This window comes from Actinomadura coerulea, from assembly GCF_014208105.1.
Classification (GTDB): domain Bacteria; phylum Actinomycetota; class Actinomycetes; order Streptosporangiales; family Streptosporangiaceae; genus Spirillospora; species Spirillospora coerulea.
Genome location: NZ_JACHMQ010000001.1, coordinates 2,321,243 through 2,344,502, shown reverse-complemented (window position 1 = coordinate 2,344,502; position 23,260 = coordinate 2,321,243). Strand labels below are relative to the sequence as shown.

The window sequence follows — 23,260 nt, the reverse complement described above, 5'->3', positions numbered from 1 at the left end:
GACGCCGCCCGCCTCGCGGGCCGTGACTCAGTTGCCGGTCGTCTCGCCCTGCCCGGCGTTGCGCACGCCGGCCCTGATGAGGCTGGCCTTGGCCGCCGCCACCACCCGCTCGGGCGTGATGCCGAACTGCAGGAACAGGGTCTTGTAGTCGGCCGAGGCGCCGAAGTGCTCCAGGCTCACCGACTCGCCGGCGTCGCCGACGTAGCCGCGCCAGCCGAGCGCCACGCCGGCCTCGACCGACACCCGGGCGCGCACGCCCGGCGGCAGCACCTCCTGCCGGTAGGCGTCGGTCTGCTCCTCGAACCACTCCACGCACGGCATCGACACCACGCGGGTGGGGGTGCCCTCGGACTGCAGCGTCTCGCGCGCCTGCAGCGCCAGCTCCACCTCGCTGCCGGTCGCGATGATGATCACCTCGGGGTGCCCGCCGTCGGCGTCGGCCAGCACGTAACCGCCCCGGGCGGCGCCCTCCGCGGACGCGATCTCGCCGCCGCGCTCCAGCGTCGCCAGCTTCTGCCGGGTCAGCGCCAGGCCGGCCGGGCGGTCGGTGTGCTGCAGGACCGTCCGCCACGCCACCGCCGTCTCGTTGGCGTCGGCGGGGCGCACGACGTCCAGGCCGGGGATCGCCCGCAGCGCCCACAGGTGCTCGACGGGCTGGTGGGTCGGGCCGTCCTCGCCGAGCCCGATCGAGTCGTGCGTCCAGACGAAGGTGACCGGCAGCTTCATCAGCGCCGCCAGCCGGACCGCCGGGCGCATGTAGTCACTGAAGATCAGGAACGTGCCGCCGTAGGGGCGGGTCCCGCCGTGCAGCGCGATGCCGTTGCAGATCGCGGCCATCGCGTGCTCGCGGACGCCGAAGTGCAGCGTGCGGCCGTAGCGGTGGCCGGGGAACTCCTTGGTCTGGAACTCCTCCGGGACGAAGGACGGCTCGCCCTTCATCGTCGTGTTGTTGCTCTCCGCGAGGTCGGCCGAGCCGCCCCACAGCTCCGGCAGCACCGGCGCGAGCGACGCCAGCACCTCCCCGGACGCCGCGCGGGTCGCGATGGACTTGCCCGCCTCGAACCGCGGCAGCGCGCTCTCCCAGCCGGCCGGCAGCGTCCGCGAGGAGATCCGGTCGTACTCCGCGGCCCGCTCCGGGTTCGCCGAGCGCCACGCCTCGAACGCCTTGTTCCACTCGGCGTGGTCGGCGCGGCCCCGGTCGGACACGGCGCGGGCGTGGGCCAGCACGTCCTCGGGAACCTGGAAGCTCTCGGCCGGGTCCATGCCGAGGATCTGCTTGGTCGCGGCGACCTCGTCCGCGCCGAGCGCCGAACCGTGGATCTTGCCGGTGTTCTTCTTGTTCGGCGCCGGCCAGCCGATGATCGTGCGCAGCGCGATGAAGGACGGGCGGGACGTGTCGGCCTTGGCCGCGGCGAGCGCCTTCGCCAGCGCGGCGACGTTCTCCTCGTAGTCGCCGTCCTGGGTCCAGTCGACGTGGTGGACGTCCCAGCCGTAGGCGGCGTACCGGGCGCGCACGTCCTCCGACAGCGCGATCGCCGTGTCGTCCTCGATGGAGATGTGGTTGTCGTCATAGAGCAGGACCAGGTTGCCCAGGCGCTGGTGGGCCGCGAGCGCGCTCGCCTCGTGGCTGATGCCCTCCTCGATGTCGCCGTCGGACGCGAAGGCCCAGACGGTGTGGTCGAAGGGGGACTCGCCCTCCGGCGCGTCCGGGTCGAACAGGCCGCGCTCGCGGCGGGCCGCCATCGCCATGCCCACGGCGTTGGCGATGCCCTGCCCGAGGGGCCCGGTGGTGGTCTCCACGCCCGCGGTGTGGCCGTACTCGGGGTGGCCGGGCGTGAGGCTGCCCCACTTGCGCAGCGACTTCAGGTCGTCCAGCGTCATCGGGTAGCCCGACAGGTACAGCTGGATGTAAAGGGTCAGGCTGGAGTGTCCGCAGGACAACACGAACCTGTCCCGCCCGGCCCAGTGCGGGTCCGTCGGGTCGTGCCGCAGGAACCGCTGGAAGAGAAGGTAGGCGGCCGGCGCGAGGCTCATCGCCGTCCCTGGGTGACCCGAGCCCGCCTCCTCGACCGCGTCCATGGCGAGGGCGCGGATCACGTCCACCGCGCGCCGGTCCTGGTCGGACCACTCAAACGTGCTGTTGTCCCTGCTCACGGAAACGCCAGGCTCCTCTCGAACCGATGTCAAAGAACCACTCTGTAATGTTGTGCGCCGGCGGCCCCGCAGACGACCCCCGCTCAGGACAACGCCCGGCGGTGCGGCGCCTCTTCCCCCCGCCCCGCACGGCCGCACGGGCGCGGTCGCGAAGATCATGCCCGCGCCCAGCCGCGAGCCTATCGCGCGGGAGGGCGGCAGCAGGCGGGGGCGGAGGACCGCTGCCCCCGAGCCGGGCATCGGGCCGCGACGCTTCATGCACCCTTGCCCGAACGCCCGGCGGACTAACCCCCCGCACGGGTGATCCGGCGGGTGATCCGAGGTCGCCCCGGGTCCGGGCGGTCCGGCCGGACCCGCTCGGGGCGCGTCCGGTCCGCCGCGCGGGGCGCGTCCCGCCGGTCGCGCACGGCGCGTCCGGCGACCCGGTGCGCGCACCCCCGAGGGGGCGGACTACAGTGATTGCGCGGCTGACGCCAGCGGCCGCGGCAAGACGACCCAGCCGAAGTCGCACCCAGCCGAGGCCGGCCCGATCGCGGGGCACCGCCAGGGTGGTACCGATTTCTCATCCCTAGTCAGACGTGGACCCGATTGTGACGGTGCTCAGTAACAAGCGCGGGATCGACCTGGACGAGCAGGTGCCGGAGGCGCCCGCGTCCGGGCTCGCGCCGTCCCCCGCCGAGGGGGCCGCCAGGCGCACGCCCGGCGCGAGCGTGCGCGCCTATGTGGCGCTGACCAAGCCGCGCGTGATCGAGCTGCTCCTGATCACGACCATCCCGGTGATGTTCCTGGCGGACCGGGGCGTCCCGCCGCTGTCCACGGTGCTGCTGACGCTGGCGTTCGGCACGATGTCCGCCGGCGCCGCCAACGCGATCAACTGCTACATCGACCGCGACATCGACGCCAAGATGCGCCGCACCCGGCGCCGGCCGCTGGCCCGCCACCAGGTGACCCCGGCCCGCGCCCTGATCTTCGGAGTGACGCTCGCGGTCCTGTCCACGGTGGGGTTCCTGCTCGCGGTCAACCCGGTCGCCGCGGCCGGCTCGCTGTTCGCGATCCTGTTCTACGTCTTCGTCTACTCCCTCCTGCTCAAGCGGCGCACCTCGCAGAACGTCGTGTGGGGCGGCATCGCCGGGTGCATGCCCGTCCTCATCGGCTGGGCCGCCATCACCGGGAGCGTCGCGTGGACGCCGCTCGTCCTGTTCGGCGTGGTGTTCCTCTGGACGCCGCCGCACACCTGGACGCTCGCGATGCGCTACCGCGAGGACTACGCCGTCGCCAAGGTCCCGATGCTGCCGGTCGTGGCGTCCGAGCGCCGCGTCATCGTCGAGAGCCTCGTGTACACCTACGCGACCGTCGCCTGCTCCCTGCTGCTGTGGCCCGTCGCCGGGATGGGCCCGGTGTACGGCGCCGTCGCCGTGGTGCTCGGCCTGGTCTTCCTGGCCGAGGGGCACCGGCTGCTGAAGGCCGTGCGCGCCGGGGTCACCGGCGTCCACCTGCGGCCGATGCGCTTCTTCCACCTGTCGAACGTCTACCTGGCGCTGCTGTTCACCGCCGTGGCGGTCGACCCGCTCCTGTACTGACCGGCGCCGCACTGGCCGGCGCGCTCCCGCGCGCGGGAGCGCGGGCGCCTTAGCGATCGGTGCGACCTGCCGTTACGCTTCGCGGTATGGCGAGCATGGATCCCAAGGCGGTGCTCGAAGGCCGTGTCCCCGGGCGGCCCCCGGTAGGCCTGATCCTCGGCATGACCGTGTCCGGGCTGTGCGCGGTCGTCGCGCTCGGCACGGACGCCGCGCTCGGCGGGGCCGGCTTCTGGGTCGGGGTGCTCCTCGCCATCCTGCCGATCCCCGTGCTGATCGCCCTGTCCCTCACCCTCGACCGGCTGGAGCCCGAGCCGCCGCGCGCCCTGGCCTTCTCGTTCATGTGGGGCGCGGGGGTCGCCGTGCTGGGCGCCCTCGTGCTCAACACCGCCGGGATGCTGTACGTGACCGTGCCCATCTTCGGCGAGACGGAGGGCCACTTCGTCAGCGCCGCCATCGGCGCGCCGATCATCGAGGAGACGCTCAAGGGCGCCGTCCTGTTCGGCATGCTGTGGTTCCGCCGCAACGAGATCGACGGGTTCGCCGACGGGATCATGTACGCCGCCATGGTCGGGCTCGGCTTCGCCATGATGGAGAACATCACCTACTACATGCGGGCGTTCGAGGACGGCGGCGCGCAGCAGCTCCAGGCGGTGTTCATCCTGCGCGGCCTCATCGCGCCGCTCAGCCACCCGCTGTTCACCTCGATGACCGGTCTCGGCGTCGCCTACGCCGCCACGCACCGGCGCGGCCAGATCGTCGCGCCGCTCGCCGGGCTGCTCGGCGCGATGGTGCTGCACGGGCTCTGGAACGGCGCCGCCGCGTTCGGGCTCGCCGGTCTCGGCGTCGTCTACCTGCTCGACTTCTGCGTCCTGGTCGCGCTGATCGTCATCGTGTTCGTCGAGCGGCGCGGCACCGTGCGCCGCATCGAGGCCTACCTGCCGATGTACGGGGGGACGGGCCTGGTGACGCCGCAGGACGTGCGGATGCTGCGCTCCATCCCCTCCCGCCGCGCCGCCCGCCGCTGGGCCCGCTCGGTCGGCGGCGCCCCCGCCGCACGCGCGATGGTCGACTACCAGCTCGCCGCGACGGAGCTGGCGCTGCTGCACAAGCGCGCCGACCGGGGCGTCGCGGACCAGCGCTGGTTCGTGACCCGCCGCGACTCGCTGCTCGAACTGATGTCGCTGGCCAGGCAGGCGTTCCTGCGCACCCCGCCGCGTCCCGGCGCGGGGCTGCGGTCCGGGCCGCCGTGGGCGCACCAGGGCCCCTCGGGCTTCCTGCCGCCGCGGCCGCCGGGCCCGTACGGCACCTGATCCGCGGGCGCGGCCGGAGCGTGGCAAGAGCGGGGCGGGCGCGGGCGGGGCGGGCGCGGGCGGGGGCCGGGTCACGGCCACGGGGACCCGGCCATACGATTGATGCCGTGGCAGAGCGAGAGTCGTCCAACCCCCTGGTCCGGACCTGGAACGCCGTGTGGCGCCCGACGCCCGCGTCCCTGCGGCTGCTCGCGCTGATCGGCGTCATCGGCAACGTGGTGATCGTCGTCAGCGGCGGCGCCGTCCGCGTCACCAAGTCCGGGCTCGGCTGCCCCGACTGGCCGCGCTGCTCCGGCGACAGCCTCGTGCCGACCCACAACCCCGAGCACCACGTGCTCAACATGTCGATCGAGTTCGGCAACCGGCTGATCACCTTCGTGGTGCTGGGCGTGGGCGTGCTGGTGTTCGTCGCCGCGCTGCGGCTGCGGCCGCGCCGCCGGAGCCTGGTGTGGTGGGCGCTGGCCCAGCCGATGAGCGTGGTCGCCCAGGCGGTGATCGGCGGCATCGTCGTGCTGACCAAGCTGCACCCGGCGGCCGTCTCGCTGCACTTCCTGGTCTCGCCGGCCCTGCTGGTGTTCTGCGTCGCGCTGTGGATCCGCGCGGGGGAGGGCGACGCGCCGCCCCGGCCGCTCGCCGGGCCCTGGACCCGCCGCCTCGCCGCCGCGCTGCTGGTCTCCTGCGCCGCCGTGCTCGTCGCGGGCACCGTCGTCACCGGCACCGGCCCGCACGCGGGCGACGCCGAGTCGCGCCGCTACGGCTTCGACATCACCGATGTCGCCCGGATCCACGGCGAGCTGGCATGGCTCACGATCGCGCTGACGGTGCTGGCCATCGTGGTCCTGCACCGCACGGGGGCGCCCGCCGCCGCCCGCCGCCGCGCCCACGAGCTGGCGGTGCTGATCGTGCTGCAGGGCGCCGTCGGCTACGTCCAGTACTTCCTCGGTGTCCCCGCCGGGCTGGTGCTGCTGCACATGCTCGGCGCGGTGCTGATGTGGCTAGCGGCGTTCCGCCTGTTCTTCGCGCTGCGCGACCGGGGCCACGCCCCCGCCGCCGCGGAGCCGGCCCCGGCGGCCCCGCGGCCCGCCGAGGCGGCCCAGCCCGCCTGACCCTCAGGTCTTGCGCAGGAACTCGCGGAGGCGCTCCAGCGGCCAGGTGTTGATGACGTCGTCGGGGGTCAGCCAGCCCCGCTGGGCGGTGCCGATGCCGTAGCGGATGTTGCGGTGGTGGCCGACGGAGTGGGCGTCGGTGTCGACGGCGAACTTCACGCCGAACCGCTTCGCGCGCCGGACCAGGTCGGCGGGCAGGTCGAGGCGGTCGGGGAAGGAGTCGATCTCCATCGCGGTGCCGGTGCGGGCGGCGGCGCGGAACACCTCGTCCCAGTCGGCGTTCACCGGCGCCCGTCGGCCGATGCTGCGGGCGGTGGGATGGCCGATCACGTGGACGTGGGGGTTCTCGCACGCGCGGACGAGCCGCCGCGTCATGCTCGCCTCGTCCTGCGTGAAGTGGGAGTGGACGGAGGCGACGCAGACGTCGAAGCCCGACAGGAAGTCGGCGTCCCAGTCGACGCCGCCGTCGGGGTCGATGTTGAGCTCGGTGCCGTGCAGCAGCGTGAGGCCGGGGAACCGCTCCCGCAGCTCGGCGATCCGCGCGCGCTGGGCGAGCATCTTCTCGTCGGTCATGCGCTGCATGACCAGGTTCGGCGCGTGGTCGGTGATCGCGTAGTACTCCAGGCCGCGGTCCCGCGCGGCGGCGGCCATGTCCTCCAGGGAGGCGACGCCGTCGGTCAGGTCGGTGTGGCTGTGCAGGTCGCCGCGCAGGTCCTCGACGGTCACCAGGCGGGGCAGCTCGTCCTTCAGCGCGGCCTCGATCTCGCCGGCGTCCTCGCGGAGGGCGGGGTGGACCCAGGGCAGGCCGAGGCGCTCGTAGACCTCCTCCTCGGTTCGGGACACGATCAGCTCGTCGGTGCGGGCGTCGAACAGCCCGTACTCCGAGAGCCTGAGCCCCGCCTTCACGGCGATCTCCCGGGTGCGGATGTTGTGGGCCTGCGAGCCGGTGAAGTACTGGAGCGCGGCGCCCCACGACTCGGGCGGGACGACGCGCAGGTCGACCTGGAGCCCCTGGGCGGTGCGGATCGAGGTCTTCTTGTCGCCGCCCGCGACCACCTCCGCGGCGAACGGGAGCGCGGTGAACGCCTCCATGATCGGGCGCGGGTCGCGGGAGGCCGCCAGCACGTCCACGTCGCCGATCGTCTCGCGCATCCGGCGCAGCGAGCCGGCGTGGGCGCAGCGCTCCACCTGGGGGAGCGCGGACAGGGCGGCGACGACCTCGTCGGCGACGCCCGCCGCGGCGTCGACCAGGACGCGCTCGCCGGCGCCGCGCATCAGCTCGATGCCGTGGCGGATGTTCTCCTCGGTCTTGGCGCCGAAGCCCTTGAGCCCGCGGAGCCGGCCCTCATCGACGGCGGCGGCCAGCTCGTCGACCGAGGAGACGCCGAGCGCCTCGTAGACGGCGAGGGCCTTCTTCGGGCCGAGCGTGGGGATGGCGGTCAGGGCGCGGACCCCGGCCGGGATCTGCGTGCGCAGCTCCTCCACCTGCCGGATCGTGCCGGTGGTGTTGTAGTCGAGGAGCTTCTTGGCGATCGCGTCCCCCACCCCCGGGATCTCGCGCAGCCCGGTCAGGCCGAGCCCGGCGATGTCGCCCGGGTGGCCCGCGACCGCCCGCGCCGCCCTCTCGTACGCCCTGATCTTGAACGCGTCGCCGCCCGTGATGGCCAGCAGGTCGGCCAGTTCCTGGATGAGTGCCGCAGCCTCGTCGTTCGCCCGTGCCATGGGGTGAGTCTAGAAGCCGGGTACGACGGTTTCGGGCGCTCAGCGCAGGGGCGCGACGGGCCCGCCGGGACGCTCGGTCCGGCCGCGCACGACCTCCTCGGAGATCGCCGCCACCTGCTCGTCGGGCAGCCTCCGGTAGCCGTCGGCGGTGACGACCGCGATCGTCGGGTAGATGCGCCGCGCCGGGTCGGGGCCGCCGGTGGCGGTGTCGTCGTCGGCCGCGTCGTAGAGGGCCTGGACGCACGCGGTGGCGGCGTCCTCCAGGGACAGGTCGTCCCGGTAGAGCTTCTTCAGCGCGCCGGCCGCGTACGGGGAGCCGGAGCCGTCCGCGTGGAAGCCGCGGGCCTCCTGCGGGGCGCCGGTGATGTCGTAGGTGAAGATCCGCCCCTCGCCGGATTCGGGGTCGAGGCCCGCGAACAGCGGGACGACCGCGAGGCCCTGCAGGGCCTGCGCGAGGTTGGCCTGGATCACGGCGCCGAGGCGTCGGGCCTTGCCCGGCAGCGACAGCGGGACGGTCTCCATCTTCTCGTAGTGCTCCAGCTCCACCTGGAACAGCCGGACCATCTCCAGCGCCAGCCCGACCGTTCCCGCGAAGGCGACGGCGGAGTACTCGTCGGCGCGCTGCACCTTGGCGAGCTCGCGGTAGGCGATGCGGTGGCCCTGGGTGGCGCGCCGGTCGCCGGCCATCATCACGCCGCCGGGGAACGTCAGCGCCAGGACCGTCGTCCCGTGCGGCAGCTCGGGCGCGTCCCCCTCGGGCACCCGGTTGACGGGCAGCAGCTCAGGGGAGTGCAGGCGCAGGAAGTCGACGAACGACGCCGACCCCGCCTCGAAGAACTCGGGCGGAATCCCCTGGTCCTCGCTCCGGCCGATCACGGCGGCTCCTCTCCGGCTTGATGATCGCGACGTCCCGATCCTTCCACGCTGCCACACGGGCCGCCACCGTTCAGGCCTCGGGGGCCTCGGGCGGCTCCTTCTGGCCGCGGGTCGCGCCCGCGCAGGCGACGATGACGCAGCAGATCGCGGCCCACTGGCGCGCCGTGAGGATCTCGCCGAGCAGCGCCGTCCCGACGAGCGCCGCCACGGCGGGCTCCAGGCTCATGAGGATCCCGAAGACGCGGGCGGGCATCCGCCGCAGCGCCTCCAGTTCGAGCGAGTACGGGATCACCGACGACAGCAGGCCCACTCCGAGGCCGATCAGCAGCAGCCGCGGGTCCAGCAGGGCGGTGCCCGCGGACGCGACGCCGAGCGGAAGGATGGCGACGGTCCCGACGACGCTGGCGAGCGCCAGGCCGGTGGAGCCGGGGAACCGCTTACCGGTCGCGGCGGTGAGCAGGATGTAGCCCGCCCAGCACACCCCCGCCAGCAGCGCGAACGCGATGCCGACCGGGTCGAGGGCGCCGTTGCCGCCCCTGGCCAGCAGGACGACGCCGGCCCCCGCCAGCACGACCCACAGCACGTCGCGGGGGCGCCGGGAGGCGGCGATCGAGACCAGCAGCGGCCCGAGGAACTCGATCGTCACCGCGACGCCCAGCGGGATCCGCGAGAACGACTGGTAGATCGAGAAGTTCATCAGCGCCAGCGCCAGCCCGAAGCCCGCGGCGATCGCGAGGCTGGAGCGCGAGTGGTCGCGCAGGACGGTCCGCAGCGCCTTGCGGGCCAGGAAGCCCAGCACGATCGCCGAGGTCAGCAGCCGCATCGTGACCACGGCGCTCGGCGGCAGCCGGTCGAACAGGTGCTTGGCGAGGCCCGCCCCGACCTGCAGGGAAACGATGCCGAGCAGGATCAGCGCGGGCGGCGGCACCGACCCGAGCGACAGGGTCCGCGATGACCGCGCCCGCGCCCGGGAGGGCCGGGCGGGGCCGGACGCGCCGCCGAACGAGCCGGGTGCCTCGGACAGGGCCATGCTCTACTCCCACTTGAAGAAGCGTGCGGCGAGGACGAGGCCCGCGGCGGCCCACACGGCGAGGACCGCCAGCGGCCTGCCGGGGAACGCCGCGCCGTGCTGGAGGACCTGGCGCAGCCCGTCGGAGAGCGCCGAGATCGGCAGCAGCTCCAGGGCGGACCGCACCCCCGCGGGGAACCGGTCCAGCGGGAAGACGACGCCGCCCAGGGCCAGGAGCAGGATGTAGACGAGGTTGGCGGCCGCGAGGGTGGCCTCGGCGCGCAGCGTCCCGGCCATGAGCAGCCCGAACCCGCTGAACGCGGCGGTGCCGAGCAGCAGCAGGACGATCACCGAGGCGGGGTCGCCGTGCGGGTGCCAGCCGAGGGCCAGCGCCACCGCGCAGACCGCGGCGGCCTGCACGGCCTCCACCGCGACCACGCTGAGCGTCTTGGCGGCGATGAGCCCGCCGCGCGGCAGGGGGGTCGCGCCCAGCCGCTTGAGCACGCCGTAGCGCCGCTCGAAGCCGGTGCCGATGGCCTGGCCGGTGAACGCGGTGGACATCACCGCGAGGGCGAGGATGCCGGGGGCGAGGAAGTCGACGCGGCGGCCCGCGCCGAGGTCGACCAGGGACGTGGCGCTGAACAGCGCGAGCAGCACCACCGGGATGATCAGCGTGAGCAGCAGCTGCTCACCGTTGCGCAGCACGGCGCGGAACTCGTAGCCGGCCTGGGAGAGGATCATCCGCGGCAAGGGCGCGGCGCCCGGCGCGGGGGCTAGGTCCAGCGGGGTGGTCACGAGCGCAGCTCCCGTCCGGTGAGTTCGAGGAAGACGTCCTCCAGCGTGCGCCGCTCGATCCGGAGGTCCTCGGTCATGACGCCGTGCGAGGCGCACCAGGCGGTGACCGTGGCCAGCAGCTCGGGCCGGACGTCGGCCTCGATCAGGTAGTGCCCGGCGGGCGACTCCTTGGCGGCGCTCCCGGCGGGCAGGGCCGCGAGCAGCTCCTCCAGGCCGAGGCCGGGACGGGCGCGGAAGCGCAGCTGCCGCTCGGCGCCGGTCAGCTCCTCGGGGGCGCCCTCGGCGACGACCCTGCCGCCGTCGACGATCACGACGTGGTCGGAGAGGCGCTCGGCCTCCTCCATGTTGTGCGTGGTGAGCACGACCGACACCCCGGCGGAGCGCAGCTCGCCGATCAGCTCCCAGGTGGCGTGCCTGGCCTGCGGGTCGAGCCCGGTGGTGGGCTCGTCGAGGAAGACCAGCTCGGGCCGCCCGACCAGGGCGACGGCGAGGGAGAGCCGCTGCTGCTGACCGCCCGACATGCGCCGGAACGGGGTGCGGGCGTGCGCGGTGAGGCCGAGCCGCTCCAGCAGGGCGGAGGCGTCGAGCGGGACGGTGTGGAACGAGGCGACGAGCCGCAGGAACTCGCCGGCCCGCGCGGTGCCCGGCACGCCGCCGGACTGCGGCATCACCCCGACCCGCGGGCGCAGGGCGCGCCCGTCGGAGGCGGGGTCCAGGCCGAGGACGCGGACGGTGCCCGCGTCGGCCCGCCGGAACCCCTCGCAGATCTCGATCGTGGTGGTCTTGCCGGCGCCGTTCGGGCCGAGCAACGCGGTGACCGCGCCCCGGGCGGCGCTGAGCGACAGGCCGTCCACGGCCGTCACCGCGCCGTAGCGCTTGGCGAGCGAGCGCAGTTCGACCGCGCCGTCTCCGGGGGTTGTCATGGTGACGAGTTTAGGTCCGGGCCGCGACAGCTCCGCGCCCGGTCCCGGCCGCCCGCGCGAGAACCCGCGGTCAGGCCGGCCGGTGGAAGTCGATCTAGTTTCGCGGCCGTGCCCCGGGGAATCCGCGATCTGGGGGAGTGCGGCGCCGCGGCCGGGCTCCGGGGAGGTGGGGATGGCGTTCCACGTCGATTCGGAGGTCGGACGGCTCCGCGAGGTACTGCTGCACCGGCCCGAGCTGTCGCTGAAGCGGCTCACCCCCTCCAACGCCGCCGGGCTGCTGTTCGACGACGTCCTGTGGGTCCGGCGGGCGGTGGAGGAGCACGAGGAGTTCGAGGACGTCCTGCGCGCCCAGGGGGTGCGCACGCACCTGCTGATCGACCTGCTGGGCGAGACAGTCACGATCCCCGAGGCGCGCCGGCACATCCTCGACAGGGTGGTGGACCCGCACTGGTTCGGCCCGCTGGCCACCGACGCCATCCGCAACTGCTTCGACGCCATGGACGTGGTGGAGCTGGCCGCGTTCCTGATCGGGGGCATCACCAAGCGGGAGATGCTGGAGCGGATGCCGGAGCCGGCGTCCATCGCGTTCCACTCCATCGGCATGGACGGGTTCGTCCTGCCGCCGCTGCCCAACCACCTGTTCACCCGCGACACGTCCTGCTGGATCTACGACGGCGTGTCGATCAACACGATGCGTATGAAGGCCCGGATGCGCGAGACGGTGAACATGGAGGCGATCTACCGCTGGCACCCGCTGTTCGCCGCCGGGTACGACCGGCCCGCCGAGGGCGGGTACCACGTGTGGAACCGCGGCACCGCCATGGCGCCGGCGACGCTGGAGGGCGGCGACGTGCTGGTCCTCGGCAACGGCGCGGTGCTGGTGGGGATGAGCGAGCGCACGCAGCCGCAGGCCGTGGAGATGCTGGCCCAGTCGCTGTTCGCCGCGGGGTCCTGCGATCGGATCGTCGCCCTGCGGATGCCGCGCAAGCGGGCGTTCATGCACCTGGACACGGTCATGACGATGGTCGACCGCGGGGTGTTCACCGAGTACGGGGGGATGGGCATGCTGCCGTCCCACACCGTGGAGCCCGGCGACAACGAGAAGGAACTCAAGATCACCGACCATCCGGCGGAGGACATGCACCGGGCCGTCGCCGCCGCGCTCGGGCTGGACGACATCAAGGTCCTCACCCCGACCCAGGACGTGTTCGCCGCCGAGCGCGAGCAGTGGGACGACGGCGCGAACGTCCTGGCCGTCGCGCCCGGCGTGGTGATCGCCTACGAGCGCAACGCCACGAGCAACAACCATCTCGCCCGCAACGAAATCGAGGTCATCACGATCCGGGGAAGCGAGCTCGGCCGGGGCCGCGGGGGCCCGCGCTGCATGAGCTGCCCGCTCGTCCGGGACGCCTGATGGCGGCCGGTCTGCGCGGGCGCAGCCTGCTCAGGGAGCTCGACTTCACGCCGGACGAGTTCGCGCACCTCATCGACCTGGCGGCCGAGCTGAAGGCCGCCAAGCGCGCCGGGACGGAGACGCGGGCGCTGGCGGGCAGGAACATCGCGCTCATCTTCGAGAAGACCTCCACCCGCACCCGCTGCGCGTTCGAGGTCGCCGCGCACGACCAGGGCGCCCACGTCACCTACCTCGACCCCGCCGGCACGCAGATCGGCCACAAGGAGTCGATCAAGGACACGGCGCGCGTCCTCGGGCGGATGTACGACGGCATCGAGTACCGGGGGGCCAGCCAGAGGCGCGTCGAGGAACTGGCCGCGCACGCGGGCGTCCCGGTGTGGAACGGCCTGACCGACGAGTGGCACCCGACGCAGATGCTCGCCGACATGCTCACCATGCGCGAGCACGGCGGCAGGCCGCTGCACCAGGTCGCCTACGCGTACCTGGGCGACGCGCGCAACAACATGGGGCACTCCTACGTGGCGGCCGGGGCGCTGCTCGGTATGGACGTCCGCATCGTCGCCCCCCGCGCCCTCTGGCCCGACGAGGAGACAGTGGTCGGGCCGTCCCGCGCGGTCGCGGCCGGGACGGGCGCGACCATCACCCTCACCGAGGGCGTCGCGGACGGAGTGCGCGGCGCCGACTTCGTCATCACCGACGTGTGGGTGTCGATGGGCGAGCCGGCCGAGGTGTGGGACGAGCGGATCGCGCTGCTCACGCCCTACCAGGTCAACGCCGAGGTCATGCGCGCGACCGGCAACCCCGCCGCCAGGTTCATGCACTGCCTGCCGGCCTTCCATGACCGGGGGACCGCCGTGGGGGAGGAGATCTACCGCAGGACCGGCCTGGACGCACTGGAGGTCACCGACGAGGTGTTCGAGTCCGAGTCGTCGATCGTCTTCGACGAGGCCGAGAACAGGATGCACACGATCAAGGCGGTCATGGTGGCGACGCTCGGCTGAGCCGGGACCGCCGGGGAGGAGGAGGACGCATGCGCGTGGTCGTCGCGCTCGGGGGGAACGCGCTGGTCAAGCGGGGGGAGACGCCCGACGCCGAGCTCCAGCGCGGCAACGTGGACCGGGCCGTGCGGTCGCTGGCGCCGCTGGCCGAGCGGCACGAGCTGATCATCACGCACGGGAACGGGCCGCAGGTCGGGGTGCTGGCGCTGGAGAGCGTCAACGACCCGAACCTGACCCGGCCCTACCCGCTGGACACGATCGGCGCCGAGACCCAGGGCATGATCGGCTACTGGATGCTCCAGTCGCTGCAGAACGCGCTGCCCGGCCGCCAGGTGATGGCGATGATCAACCAGACGCTGGTGTCGGCGGTGGACCCGGCGTTCGAGGACCCCACCAAGTTCGTCGGCCAGGTCTACGAGCGGGAGGAGGCGGAGAAGCTCGCCGCCGAGTATGGCTGGACCGTCCGGCCCGACGGGGACCGCTGGCGCCGCGTGGTGCCGTCCCCGCGGCCGCAGCGGGTGATCGAGACCCGGCTGATCCGGGAGCTGGTCCGGCTCGGCACGGTGGTGGTGTGCGCGGGCGGCGGCGGCATCCCGGTCTTCCGCAACGACGTGGGGCGCCTGGAGGGCGTCGAGGCGGTGGTCGACAAGGACCTCACCGCGGCCGTCCTCGCCGAGAGCATGGACGCCGACGCGCTGCTCATCCTCACCGACGTGCCCCGCGTGATGCGCGGCTTCGGCACCCCGGACCAGCAGGAGATCACCCACACGACGCCGTACGAGCTGCGCGGCGAGGACTTCCCCGCCGGGTCGATGGGCCCGAAGGTCGAGGCGGCGGTGAGCTTCGTCGAGCGGACGGGCGACATGGCCGCCATCGGGACGCTCGACCAGTGCGAGCGCATCCTGGAGGGGACCGCGGGGACGATCGTCACCCCCAACGCCACCTGGCCGCTGGCGAGCACCCTGTGACCCCCGGGACCGCGCCCGGGGCCTTCGCGCGGAGCCTGCTGCGCACCAAGCCCGTCGACCTGATCGTCGCCGAGGGCGGGCACGGCGAGGGCGGCGAGCTGAAACGCACGATGAGCCTGCTGCAGCTCACCCTGTTCAGCGTCGGCGCGACCCTCGGCACCGGCATCTTCGTCGTGCTCGGCGAGGCGGTCCCGCTGGCCGGGCCCGCGGTCGTGCTGTCGTTCGTCCTCGCCGCCGTCACCGCCCTGTTCTCGGCCCTGTCGTACGCCGAGCTGGCCGGGACGATCCCCGTCTCCGGCTCGTCCTACTCCTACGCCTACGCGACGCTGGGCGAGCTGGTCGCCTGGGTCTGCGGCTGGTGCCTGCTGCTGGAGTACGCCGTGTCGGTGTCGGCCGTGGCGGTCGGCTGGGGCTCCTACCTCAACGCCTTCCTCGACGGCGCGGCGGGCTTCACGATCCCGGCGCAGATCAGCAACCCGCCGGGCGAGGGCGGCCTCGTCAACGTCCCGGCCATGATCGTGGTGCTGTTCGCCACGGCGCTGCTGCTGCGCGGCACGTCCGAGAGCGCCGCCGCGAACACGGTCATGGTGTTCCTCAAGATCGGCGTGCTGCTGTTCTTCTGCGCGATCGCCTTCACGGCGTTCCGGGCGGGGAACATGGCCCCGTTCGCGCCGATGGGCTGGGCGGGCATCAGCGCGGCGGGCTCGAAGGTGTTCTTCTCCTACATCGGCTTCGACGCCGCCTCCACCGCCGGCGAGGAGGCCAGGAACCCGCGCCGCGACCTGCCTCTCGCGATCATCCTCTCGCTGGCCATCGTGACCGCGGTCTACGTGCTGGTCGGGCTCGCCGCGGTGGGCGCCATGCACTGGACGAGGTTCTCGCTCAGCGGCTCGGAGGCCTCGCTGGCGCAGGTGCTGGACTCGGTGAGCGGGCGGACGTGGCCGTCGGTGGTCCTGTCGCTCGGCGCCGTGATCGCCATCGCCAGCGTCGTGCTCACCGTCATGTACGGGCAGACCCGCATCCTGTTCGCGATGTCGCGGGACGGCCTCGTCCCGCACGTCTTCCAGAAGGTGAGCCCGCGGCGGCGCGTGCCGGTCGCCAACACCGTCATCGTGGCGGCGTTCATCGCGGTCCTCGCCGCCGTGGTCCCCCTCGGCCGGCTCGTCGACGCCACCAGCATCGGGACGCTGTTCGCGTTCGCCCTCGTGAGCGTCGGTGTGATCGTCCTGCGCCGCACCCGCCCGGAGCTGCCGCGCAGCTTCCGCGCGCCGCTGTACCCGGTGACGCCGCTACTCGGCGTCGCCCTCTGCGTGTATCTGATGGTCGGACTCGGCGGCGTCACCTGGACCGTCTTCGCGATCTGGACCGCCGTCGGCCTGGCCGCCTACTTCCTGTACGGCCGCCGCCACTCGCGCCTGGCCGCCGGGACCGGAGGGCCCATCGGAGGGAGCCCGCATGAGTGAACCGAAAGGCAGTACCCCGAACGGCGGTACCTCGGACGGCGGGGGACCGGACGGGCTGCGCGTGCTGGTCGGGTACTCGCCCGACGAGCGCGGCGACGACGCCCTCGCCCTGGCCGCGATGGTCCGGTCGGCGGACCGGTCGAGCCGGCTCGCGCGGTTGACGGTCGTCAACCTCTATCCGCCCGCCTGGCCCGCGCACGGCCCCGCGTCGGTGGACGCCGAATGGGTCGCCTACCTCAGGGGCCAGGCCGAGGAGGCGCTGGCGCGGGCCGTCGCGCGGCTCGGCGAGCTCCAGGTGCCGCGGCCGGAGCTGGACCTGCGGGCGCGCGCCCACCGGGGGACCGGGCGCGGCCTCATCGAGGCCGCGAAGGAGGCGGACGCCGATCTCGTCGTGATCGGCTCGGCGCCGGGCGGCCGCCGCGGCCGGATCGCCATCGGCAGCACCGCCGACCAGCTCCTGCACGACTCGCCGGTGCCGGTGATGCTGGCGCCGCGCGGATACGCCGAGGAGTCGCTGGGCCACCACCGGACGCTCGGGCCCGACCGCTCGGCGCGGCGGCTGGAGCGGATGACCGTGGCGTTCTGGCCGCGCCGCGATGTCGAGGGCCCGCTGCTGGCCGCCGCCGCGCTCGCGCGGACGCTGGGGCTGCCGATGCGGCTGCTGACGCTGGTGTTGCGGCCGGCCGCGCTCGCGGCCGGGCTCGGCGGCGTCGGCGGCGCGCTGGACCGCCAGGTCGCCCGGGCCGACGAGGAGCTGCGGGAGGCCGCGGGCCTGCTCGGGGCGCGCCTGGGGGACGGGATGCCGGTGGAGCGGCTCGCGGAGGTCGGGACCGGGGTGGCCGCCACTCTCGGCGCCGTCGATATGCTGCCCGGTGAGATCGTCGCCTGCCTGCCGGGCCGTCATGGGCCGCTGCGCAAGGTGTTCCTCGGGGAGGGCTCGGGCAAGATCGTCCGGGCCGCGCCGTGCCCGGTGCTGGTGCTGCCGCGCGGGACGGGCTCGGGCCGGGGCGGGGACCCCTCCGGCGACGACGCTCCGACTTAGGTAAGGCTTACCTGCGTGAGCTACGACATCGGCGTTCCGGTGTTTCGCGGGAAGTAATTACGGCACACTGATGTTGTGAAAAACGTGGGCGAGGATCAGACGAGCACCGGAGGCGCCGCCGCGCGCCTCGTCGGCGTGCCGTCCGGCCAGCCCGAGCGCGACACCCGCGCCCGGGTGGCCAGGCTGATCCTCGAACACGGCCCCGTCACCGCGTCCACGCTCGGAGAGCGCGTCGGCCTCACGCCGGCGGCGATCCGGCGGCACCTGGACGCGCTGCTGGCCGAGGGCATGATCGAGGTTCGCCAGGCACGGGTGCCGCAGTCCCGGCGCGGCCGGGGCCGTCCCGCCAAGTGGTTCGCCATCACCGACGCCGGGCGCAGCGCCTTCGTGCACGCCTACGACGACCTGGCGACCAGCGCCCTGCGGTTCCTCGCCGAGACGGCCGGCGACCACGCGGTCGCCGAGTTCGCCCGGCGGCAGATCGCCGACCTGGAGCGCCGGTACCGGCCCGTCGTGCAGGACGCGCCGCCTAACCAGCGGGTCCGCACGCTCGCCGAGGCCCTGTCGGGGGACGGCTACGCGGCCGCCGCCGCCAAGGCGCCCCAGCCGGGCGGCGGCGAGCAGCTGTGCCAGCACCACTGCCCGGTCGCGCACGTGGCCGCGGAGTTCCCCCAGTTGTGCGAGGCCGAGACCGAGGCGTTCAGCCGGCTGCTGGGCACACCCGTGCAGCGGCTCGCCACGATCGCCCACGGCGACGGCATCTGCACCACCCACGTCAGCTCCCGCTCGCTGTGCGGGACCGGCGACACCGGCGAGGGCGGCGCCCGCGCCGCGCACGCCGCCCCTGGCGGGGACACGGCGGACGCGGGGGCGTCCGCCGGAACGCATCTGATCAGTGACGAGGAGTCCGGAGGGACCTCCCTATGACTACGGCTGCCCACCCGGAGCTCGAAGGGCTCGACAGGTACAAGTTCGGCTGGGCCGACTCGGACGCCGCCGGAGCCTCGGCGCGCCGCGGCCTGAACGAGGACGTCGTCCGCGACATCTCGGGCAAGAAGAGCGAGCCCGAATGGATGCTGGACCTGCGCCTCAAGGGGCTGCGGCTGTTCAGGAAGAAGCCGATGCCCACCTGGGGCTCGGACCTCACGGGCATCGACTTCGAGAACATCAAGTACTTCGTCCGCTCGACCGAGCAGCAGGCCACGTCCTGGGAGGAGCTCCCCGAGGACATCAAGAACACCTACGACAAGCTCGGCATCCCCGAGGCGGAGAAGCAGCGCCTCATCGCCGGCGTCGCCGCCCAGTACGAGTCGGAGGTCGTCTACCACAAGATCCGTGAGGACCTTGAGGAGAAGGGCGTCATCTTCGTCGACACCGACACCGGCCTGCGCGAGCACCCGGAGATCTTCCAGGAGTACTTCGGCTCGGTGATCCCGGTCGGCGACAACAAGTTCGCCGCGCTCAACACCGCCGTGTGGTCGGGCGGCTCGTTCATCTACGTCCCGCCGGGCGTGCACGTGGAGATCCCGCTCCAGGCCTACTTCCGGATCAACACCGAGAACATGGGCCAGTTCGAGCGGACGCTGATCATCGCCGACGAGGGCTCCTACGTCCACTACGTCGAGGGCTGCACCGCCCCGATCTACAAGTCCGACTCGCTGCACTCGGCCGTCGTGGAGATCGTCGTGAAGAAGGACGCCCGCGTCCGCTACACGACGATCCAGAACTGGTCCAACAACGTCTACAACCTGGTGACCAAGCGCGCCGTCGCCTACGAGGGCGCCACCATGGAGTGGGTCGACGGCAACATCGGCTCCAAGGTCACCATGAAGTACCCGGCGATCTACCTGCTCGGCGAGCACGCCAAGGGCGAGACCCTGTCGATCGCGTTCGCGGGGGAGGACCAGCACCAGGACGCCGGCGCGAAGATGGTGCACGCCGCGCCGAACACCTCCAGCAGCATCATCTCCAAGTCGGTGGCGCGCGGCGGCGGCCGCACGTCCTACCGCGGGCTGGTGCAGATCCAGGAGGGCGCCGAGCACAGCAAGTCCACGGTCAAGTGCGACGCGCTGCTGGTCGACCAGATCAGCCGGTCCGACACCTACCCCTACGTCGACGTCCGCGAGGACGACGTGGAGATGGGCCACGAGGCCACCGTCTCCAAGGTGTCCGAGCAGCAGCTGTTCTACCTGATGAGCCGCGGCCTCACCGAGGACGAGGCGATGGCGATGATCGTGCGCGGGTTCGTCGAGCCGATCGCGCGCGAGCTGCCGATGGAGTACGCCCTGGAGCTGAACCGGCTCATCGAGCTGCAGATGGAAGGAGCCGTCGGCTGATGGGGCTGGAGCAGAAGCCTCTCTCGACGCTGCACGAGAAGGCGTCCTACGATGTCGCCGACTTCGACGTGCCCACGGGCCGCGAGGAGGAGTGGCGGTTCACCCCGCTGCGCCGCCTGCGCGGCCTGCACAACGGCACGGCCCAGGACGGCGGCAAGGTGCTGCTGGAGGTCGAGGCGGCGCCGGAGGTGACCGTCGAGAGCGTCGGCCGCGACGACGAGCGCATCGGCCGGGCGCACGTCCCCGCCGACCGGGTCAGCGCCCAGGCGTGGACCTCTTTCACGCAGGCCACGGTCGTGACCGTTCCGAAGGAGACCGCGGCCTCGGTGCCGACCGTGCTGCGGCTGCGCGGCGAGGACGCCTCGGCCGCCGCCTACGGGCACACCACGGTCGTCCTGGAGCCCTTCGCCGAGGCCACCGTCGTGCTGGCGCACCGGGGGTCGGCGACCTATGCCGACAACGTCGAGTTCGTCGTCGGCGACGGCGCCCGCCTGTCGGTGATCAGCCTGCAGGACTGGGCGGACGACGGTGTCCACGTCTCCCACCAGCACGCCCGGCTCGGCCGCGACGCCCGGTTCGTCTCGCACAACGTCTCGCTCGGCGGCGACGTCGTGCGGATCTCCCCGTCCGTCTCCTACGAGGGGCCCGGCGGCGACGCGGAGCTGTACGGGGTGTACTTCGCCGACGGCGGCCAGCACCTGGAGCACCGCCTCCTGGTCGACCACGCCGTCCCGCACTGCCGCAGCCGCGTCGACTACCGCGGCGCCCTGCAGGACCGGGACGCGCACGTCGTCTGGATCGGCGACGTGATCATCCGCGCCGAGGCCGAGGGCACCGACACCTACGAGCTGAACCGCAACCTCGTCCTCACCGACGGGACGCGGGTCGACTCCGTGCCGAACCTGGAGATCCTCACCGGCGAGGTCGCCGGTGCGGGGCACGCCTCGGCGTCCGGGCGGCTCGACGACGAGCACCTGTTCTACCTGCAGGCGCGCGGCATCTCCTTCGACGAGGCGCGCCGCATGGTGGTCCGGGGCTTCCTGGGCCAGCTGATCGAGCGCATCGAGGTCGCCGAGGTGCGCGAGAAGGTGCGCGAGGCGATCGAGGCGGAGCTGGACCGGGGAGCGGCCAGGTGACCTACGTGAAGGTGTGCGCGCTGGACGAGGTCCCCGCCGACGGGGCGCTCGGCGTGGAGGTCGACGGCACGCCCGTCGCCATCGCGCGGAGCGGCGGCGACGTGTTCGCGCTGAACGACATCTGCTCGCACGCCGAGGTCTCGCTCTCCGAGGGCGAGGTCTACAACGGCACGATCGAGTGCTGGCTGCACGGGTCCTGCTTCGACCTGCGCAGCGGCAAGCCCACCAACCCGCCGGCCACGCAGCCGGTCGCCATCTACAAGGTCAGGGTCGAGGACGGCGAGGTCTACGTCTCGCTCGCCGGCGACGACTGACCGCCCGACGAAGGACTACACGCACTATGGCCACGCTTGAGATCCGCGACCTCCACGTCTCCGTCGGCGACGGCTCCGACGGCGCGAAGGAGATCCTGCGCGGGGTCGACCTGACCGTGAAGGCCGGCGAGACCCACGCGATCATGGGGCCGAACGGCTCCGGCAAGTCCACCCTCGCCTACGCGGTCGCCGGCCACCCGAAGTACGAGGTGACGTCCGGCTCCGTCACGCTGGACGGCGAGGACGTCCTGGCCATGTCGGTCGACGAGCGCGCCCGCGCCGGGCTGTTCCTGGCGATGCAGTACCCGGTCGAGGTGCCCGGGGTCTCGGTGTCGAACTTCCTGCGCTCGGCCGTCACCGCCGTGCGCGGCGAGGCCCCGAAGCTGCGCGAGTTCTCCAAGGAGATGAAGGCCGCGATGGACGCCCTGTCCATCGACCCGGCGTTCGCGCAGCGCAGCCTGAACGAGGGCTTCTCCGGCGGCGAGAAGAAGCGGCACGAGATCCTGCAGCTGGAGATGCTGAAGCCGAAGGTCGCCGTGCTGGACGAGACCGACTCCGGCCTCGACGTCGACGCGCTCAAGGTCGTCTCCGAGGGCGTCAACCGGTTCGCCTCCGGCGACACCGGGGTCCTGCTCATCACGCACTACACGCGCATCCTGCGCTACGTGAAGCCCGACTTCGTGCACGTTTTCGCCGGCGGCCGCGTCGTCGCCGAGGGCGGGCCCGAGCTGGCCGACGAGCTGGAGAACGAGGGCTACGAGAAGTACGTGAAGGCGAGCGCGGCCCTATGAGCGGAACAGGGAGCCTTCTGCCCGAGGAGCTGAAGAAGGACTTCCCGCTGCTGCGGCGCACCGTCCGCGGCGGGCGCCCGCTGGTGTACCTCGACTCGGGGGCGACGTCGCAGAAGCCCGTCCGGGTGCTGGACGCCGAGCGGGAGTTCTACGAGCGGCACAACGCGGCGCCGCACCGCGGGGCGCACCTGCTCGCCGAGGAGGCGACGGAGGCCTACGAGAACGCCCGCGCCTCGATCGCCCGGTTCGTCGGCGCCGTGCCCGCCGAGATCGTGTTCACCAAGAACGCCACCGAGGGCATCAACCTGGTCGCCTACGCGATGAGCAACGCGGCCACCGCCGGCCCGGAGGCCGAGCGGTTCGCCGTCGGCCCCGGCGACGAGGTCGTCGTGTCGGAGATGGAGCACCACGCCAACCTCGTCCCGTGGCAGCAGCTCTGCCGGCGGACGGGCGCGACCCTGCGCTGGTTCGGCATCACCGACGAGGGCCGCCTCGACCTGGACGACCTCGACGGCATCGTCAACGAGCGCACGAAGATCGTCGCGCTGACGCACCAGTCGAACGTGCTCGGGACCGTCCCGCCGATCGAGCGGATCGTGGAGCGCGCCCACGCCGTCGGCGCGCTCGTCCTGCTGGACGCCGCCCAGTCGGTGCCGCACCAGCCCGTGGACGTGGCGCGGCTCGGCGCCGACTTCCTGGTCTTCTCCGGCCACAAGATGCTCGGCCCGACCGGCATCGGCGTGCTGTGGGGGCGCGGCGAGCTGCTGGAGGCCATGCCGCCGTTCATCACCGGCGGCTCCATGATCGAGGTCGTCCACATGGAGGAGACCACGTTCATGCCGCCGCCGCAGCGGTTCGAGGCGGGCGTCCCGATGACCGCGCAGGCGGTCGGGCTGGGCGTGGCCTGCGACTACCTCGCCGAGCTCGGCATGGACCGCGTGCAGGCCCACGAGGAGGCCCTGGTCGGCTACTCGCTGGAGCGGCTCGGCGAGATCCCCGGCGTCCGCGTCATCGGCCCCGGCACCACCGAGGCCCGCGGCGGCGCCGTGTCGTTCACCGTCGACGACATCCACCCGCACGACGTCGGGCAGGTCCTGGACGAGCTCGGCGTCGAGGTCCGCGTCGGCCACCACTGCGCGTGGCCGATCTGCCGCCGCTTCGGCATCCCGGCGACCACCCGCGCGACGTTCTACCTCTACAACACCCTCGGCGACGTGGACGCGCTCGTCGACGGGGTACGGCAGGCGCAGAAGTTCTTCGGCACCGCCTGAGGAACAGGCCCCGCCGCGCCCGGGTTGTAGCGAGAAAGGCTTGGAAAGGACG

General features: G+C 73.0%; 20 protein-coding genes. 14 read left to right on the top strand and 6 right to left on the bottom strand.

The genetic code is table 11. The features are described 5' to 3' along the window. Positions 1-27: 27 nt before the first annotated feature. Positions 28-2,154: a transketolase gene (tkt, locus tag BKA00_RS10870; RefSeq protein WP_185024788.1), complete on the bottom strand. Its 2,127-nt coding sequence runs from the start codon at positions 2,152-2,154 to the stop codon at positions 28-30. 590 nt (positions 2,155-2,744) lie between these two features. On the opposite strand from tkt, the gene BKA00_RS10865 reads away from it, so the two are divergent. From BKA00_RS10865 to BKA00_RS10855, 3 genes are all read left to right on the top strand, one after another. After that, positions 2,745-3,734: a heme o synthase gene (locus BKA00_RS10865; RefSeq protein ID WP_185024787.1), complete on the top strand. Its 990-nt coding sequence runs from the start codon at positions 2,745-2,747 to the stop codon at positions 3,732-3,734. Between the two features lie 86 nt (positions 3,735-3,820). Beyond that, positions 3,821-5,044, top strand: a complete 1,224-nt coding sequence (locus BKA00_RS10860; RefSeq protein WP_185024786.1) for a PrsW family intramembrane metalloprotease — start codon at positions 3,821-3,823, stop codon at positions 5,042-5,044. 107 nt (positions 5,045-5,151) lie between these two features. Further along, complete coding sequence (locus BKA00_RS10855) at positions 5,152-6,150, top strand: COX15/CtaA family protein (protein ID WP_185024785.1); 999 nt, start codon at positions 5,152-5,154, stop codon at positions 6,148-6,150. Positions 6,151-6,153: 3 nt separating this feature from the next. On the opposite strand, the gene polX is transcribed toward BKA00_RS10855, so the two are convergent. From polX to BKA00_RS10830, 5 genes are all read right to left on the bottom strand, one after another. After that, positions 6,154-7,872 carry a DNA polymerase/3'-5' exonuclease PolX gene (polX, locus tag BKA00_RS10850; protein ID WP_185024784.1) on the bottom strand — a complete coding sequence of 573 codons (1,719 nt, stop codon included), beginning with the start codon at positions 7,870-7,872 and terminating at the stop codon, positions 6,154-6,156. A 39-nt stretch (positions 7,873-7,911) separates the two neighbouring features. Next, a complete protein-coding gene (gene prcB / locus BKA00_RS10845) occupies positions 7,912-8,748 on the bottom strand; it encodes a proteasome subunit beta (RefSeq protein ID WP_185024783.1) in 837 nt (278 codons plus the stop codon). A gap of 70 nt (positions 8,749-8,818) precedes the next feature. Further along, entirely contained in the window at positions 8,819-9,778 is a 960-nt protein-coding gene (locus BKA00_RS10840) for an EamA family transporter (protein ID WP_185024782.1), read from the bottom strand. 3 nt (positions 9,779-9,781) lie between these two features. Beyond that, entirely contained in the window at positions 9,782-10,498 is a 717-nt protein-coding gene (locus BKA00_RS10835) for an ABC transporter permease (RefSeq protein ID WP_185034009.1), read from the bottom strand. A 50-nt stretch (positions 10,499-10,548) separates the two neighbouring features. After that, complete coding sequence (locus BKA00_RS10830) at positions 10,549-11,475, bottom strand: ABC transporter ATP-binding protein (RefSeq protein ID WP_185024781.1); 927 nt, start codon at positions 11,473-11,475, stop codon at positions 10,549-10,551. Between the two features lie 172 nt (positions 11,476-11,647). Between BKA00_RS10830 and BKA00_RS10825 the strand changes: the two genes are divergently transcribed. The 11 genes from BKA00_RS10825 to BKA00_RS10775 all read left to right on the top strand — a co-directional run bounded on the left by BKA00_RS10825 (position 11,648) and on the right by BKA00_RS10775 (position 23,208). Next, positions 11,648-12,889: an arginine deiminase gene (locus BKA00_RS10825; RefSeq protein WP_185024780.1), complete on the top strand. Its 1,242-nt coding sequence runs from the start codon at positions 11,648-11,650 to the stop codon at positions 12,887-12,889. Continuing rightward, the gene (gene argF / locus BKA00_RS10820) at positions 12,889-13,890 is read left to right on the top strand and encodes an ornithine carbamoyltransferase (protein WP_185024779.1); all 1,002 of its coding nucleotides are present in this window, start codon (positions 12,889-12,891) and stop codon (positions 13,888-13,890) included. The genes BKA00_RS10825 and argF overlap by 1 nt, the downstream gene beginning before the upstream one ends. 29 nt (positions 13,891-13,919) lie before the next feature. Then, the gene (gene arcC, locus BKA00_RS10815) at positions 13,920-14,855 is read left to right on the top strand and encodes a carbamate kinase (RefSeq protein WP_185024778.1); all 936 of its coding nucleotides are present in this window, start codon (positions 13,920-13,922) and stop codon (positions 14,853-14,855) included. Next, the gene (locus BKA00_RS10810) at positions 14,852-16,318 is read left to right on the top strand and encodes an amino acid permease (protein WP_230299145.1); all 1,467 of its coding nucleotides are present in this window, start codon (positions 14,852-14,854) and stop codon (positions 16,316-16,318) included. The genes arcC and BKA00_RS10810 overlap by 4 nt, the downstream gene beginning before the upstream one ends. Then, a complete protein-coding gene (locus tag BKA00_RS10805) occupies positions 16,311-17,360 on the top strand; it encodes a universal stress protein (RefSeq protein WP_185024777.1) in 1,050 nt (349 codons plus the stop codon). The genes BKA00_RS10810 and BKA00_RS10805 overlap by 8 nt, the downstream gene beginning before the upstream one ends. 84 nt (positions 17,361-17,444) lie before the next feature. Next, a complete protein-coding gene (locus BKA00_RS10800) occupies positions 17,445-18,287 on the top strand; it encodes a helix-turn-helix transcriptional regulator (RefSeq protein WP_420829675.1) in 843 nt (280 codons plus the stop codon). Then, positions 18,284-19,696, top strand: a complete 1,413-nt coding sequence (sufB, locus tag BKA00_RS10795) for a Fe-S cluster assembly protein SufB (RefSeq protein ID WP_185024776.1) — start codon at positions 18,284-18,286, stop codon at positions 19,694-19,696. The genes BKA00_RS10800 and sufB overlap by 4 nt, the downstream gene beginning before the upstream one ends. Next, positions 19,696-20,832 (top strand): Fe-S cluster assembly protein SufD, encoded by a 1,137-nt coding sequence (gene sufD / locus BKA00_RS10790; protein WP_185024775.1) that lies wholly within the window; start codon positions 19,696-19,698, stop codon positions 20,830-20,832. Before sufB ends, sufD begins: the two co-directional genes overlap by 1 nt. Next, positions 20,829-21,146, top strand: coding sequence for a non-heme iron oxygenase ferredoxin subunit (locus BKA00_RS10785; RefSeq protein ID WP_185024774.1), 318 nt, complete (start codon positions 20,829-20,831; stop codon positions 21,144-21,146). The genes sufD and BKA00_RS10785 overlap by 4 nt, the downstream gene beginning before the upstream one ends. A 26-nt stretch (positions 21,147-21,172) precedes the next feature. Continuing rightward, a complete protein-coding gene (gene sufC / locus BKA00_RS10780) occupies positions 21,173-21,937 on the top strand; it encodes a Fe-S cluster assembly ATPase SufC (protein WP_185024773.1) in 765 nt (254 codons plus the stop codon). Beyond that, the gene (locus BKA00_RS10775) at positions 21,934-23,208 is read left to right on the top strand and encodes a cysteine desulfurase (protein ID WP_185024772.1); all 1,275 of its coding nucleotides are present in this window, start codon (positions 21,934-21,936) and stop codon (positions 23,206-23,208) included. The genes sufC and BKA00_RS10775 overlap by 4 nt, the downstream gene beginning before the upstream one ends. Positions 23,209-23,260: the final 52 nt, after the last annotated feature.

Excerpts from the sequence above, each read along its gene's own strand:
- BKA00_RS10860 (WP_185024786.1), top strand. The coding sequence starts at position 3,821 with ATGGCGAGCATGGATCCCAAGGCGGTGCTCGAAGGCCGTGTCCCCGGG.
- polX (WP_185024784.1), bottom strand. The coding sequence starts at position 7,872 with ATGGCACGGGCGAACGACGAGGCTGCGGCACTCATCCAGGAACTGGCC.
- BKA00_RS10840 (WP_185024782.1), bottom strand. The coding sequence starts at position 9,778 with ATGGCCCTGTCCGAGGCACCCGGCTCGTTCGGCGGCGCGTCCGGCCCC.
- BKA00_RS10835 (WP_185034009.1), bottom strand. The coding sequence starts at position 10,498 with ATGATCCTCTCCCAGGCCGGCTACGAGTTCCGCGCCGTGCTGCGCAAC.
- BKA00_RS10830 (WP_185024781.1), bottom strand. The coding sequence starts at position 11,475 with ATGACAACCCCCGGAGACGGCGCGGTCGAACTGCGCTCGCTCGCCAAG.
- BKA00_RS10825 (WP_185024780.1), top strand. The coding sequence starts at position 11,648 with ATGGCGTTCCACGTCGATTCGGAGGTCGGACGGCTCCGCGAGGTACTG.
- argF (WP_185024779.1), top strand. The coding sequence starts at position 12,889 with ATGGCGGCCGGTCTGCGCGGGCGCAGCCTGCTCAGGGAGCTCGACTTC.
- arcC (WP_185024778.1), top strand. The coding sequence starts at position 13,920 with ATGCGCGTGGTCGTCGCGCTCGGGGGGAACGCGCTGGTCAAGCGGGGG.
- BKA00_RS10805 (WP_185024777.1), top strand. The coding sequence starts at position 16,311 with ATGAGTGAACCGAAAGGCAGTACCCCGAACGGCGGTACCTCGGACGGC.
- sufB (WP_185024776.1), top strand. The coding sequence starts at position 18,284 with ATGACTACGGCTGCCCACCCGGAGCTCGAAGGGCTCGACAGGTACAAG.
- sufD (WP_185024775.1), top strand. The coding sequence starts at position 19,696 with ATGGGGCTGGAGCAGAAGCCTCTCTCGACGCTGCACGAGAAGGCGTCC.
- sufC (WP_185024773.1), top strand. The coding sequence starts at position 21,173 with ATGGCCACGCTTGAGATCCGCGACCTCCACGTCTCCGTCGGCGACGGC.
- BKA00_RS10775 (WP_185024772.1), top strand. The coding sequence starts at position 21,934 with ATGAGCGGAACAGGGAGCCTTCTGCCCGAGGAGCTGAAGAAGGACTTC.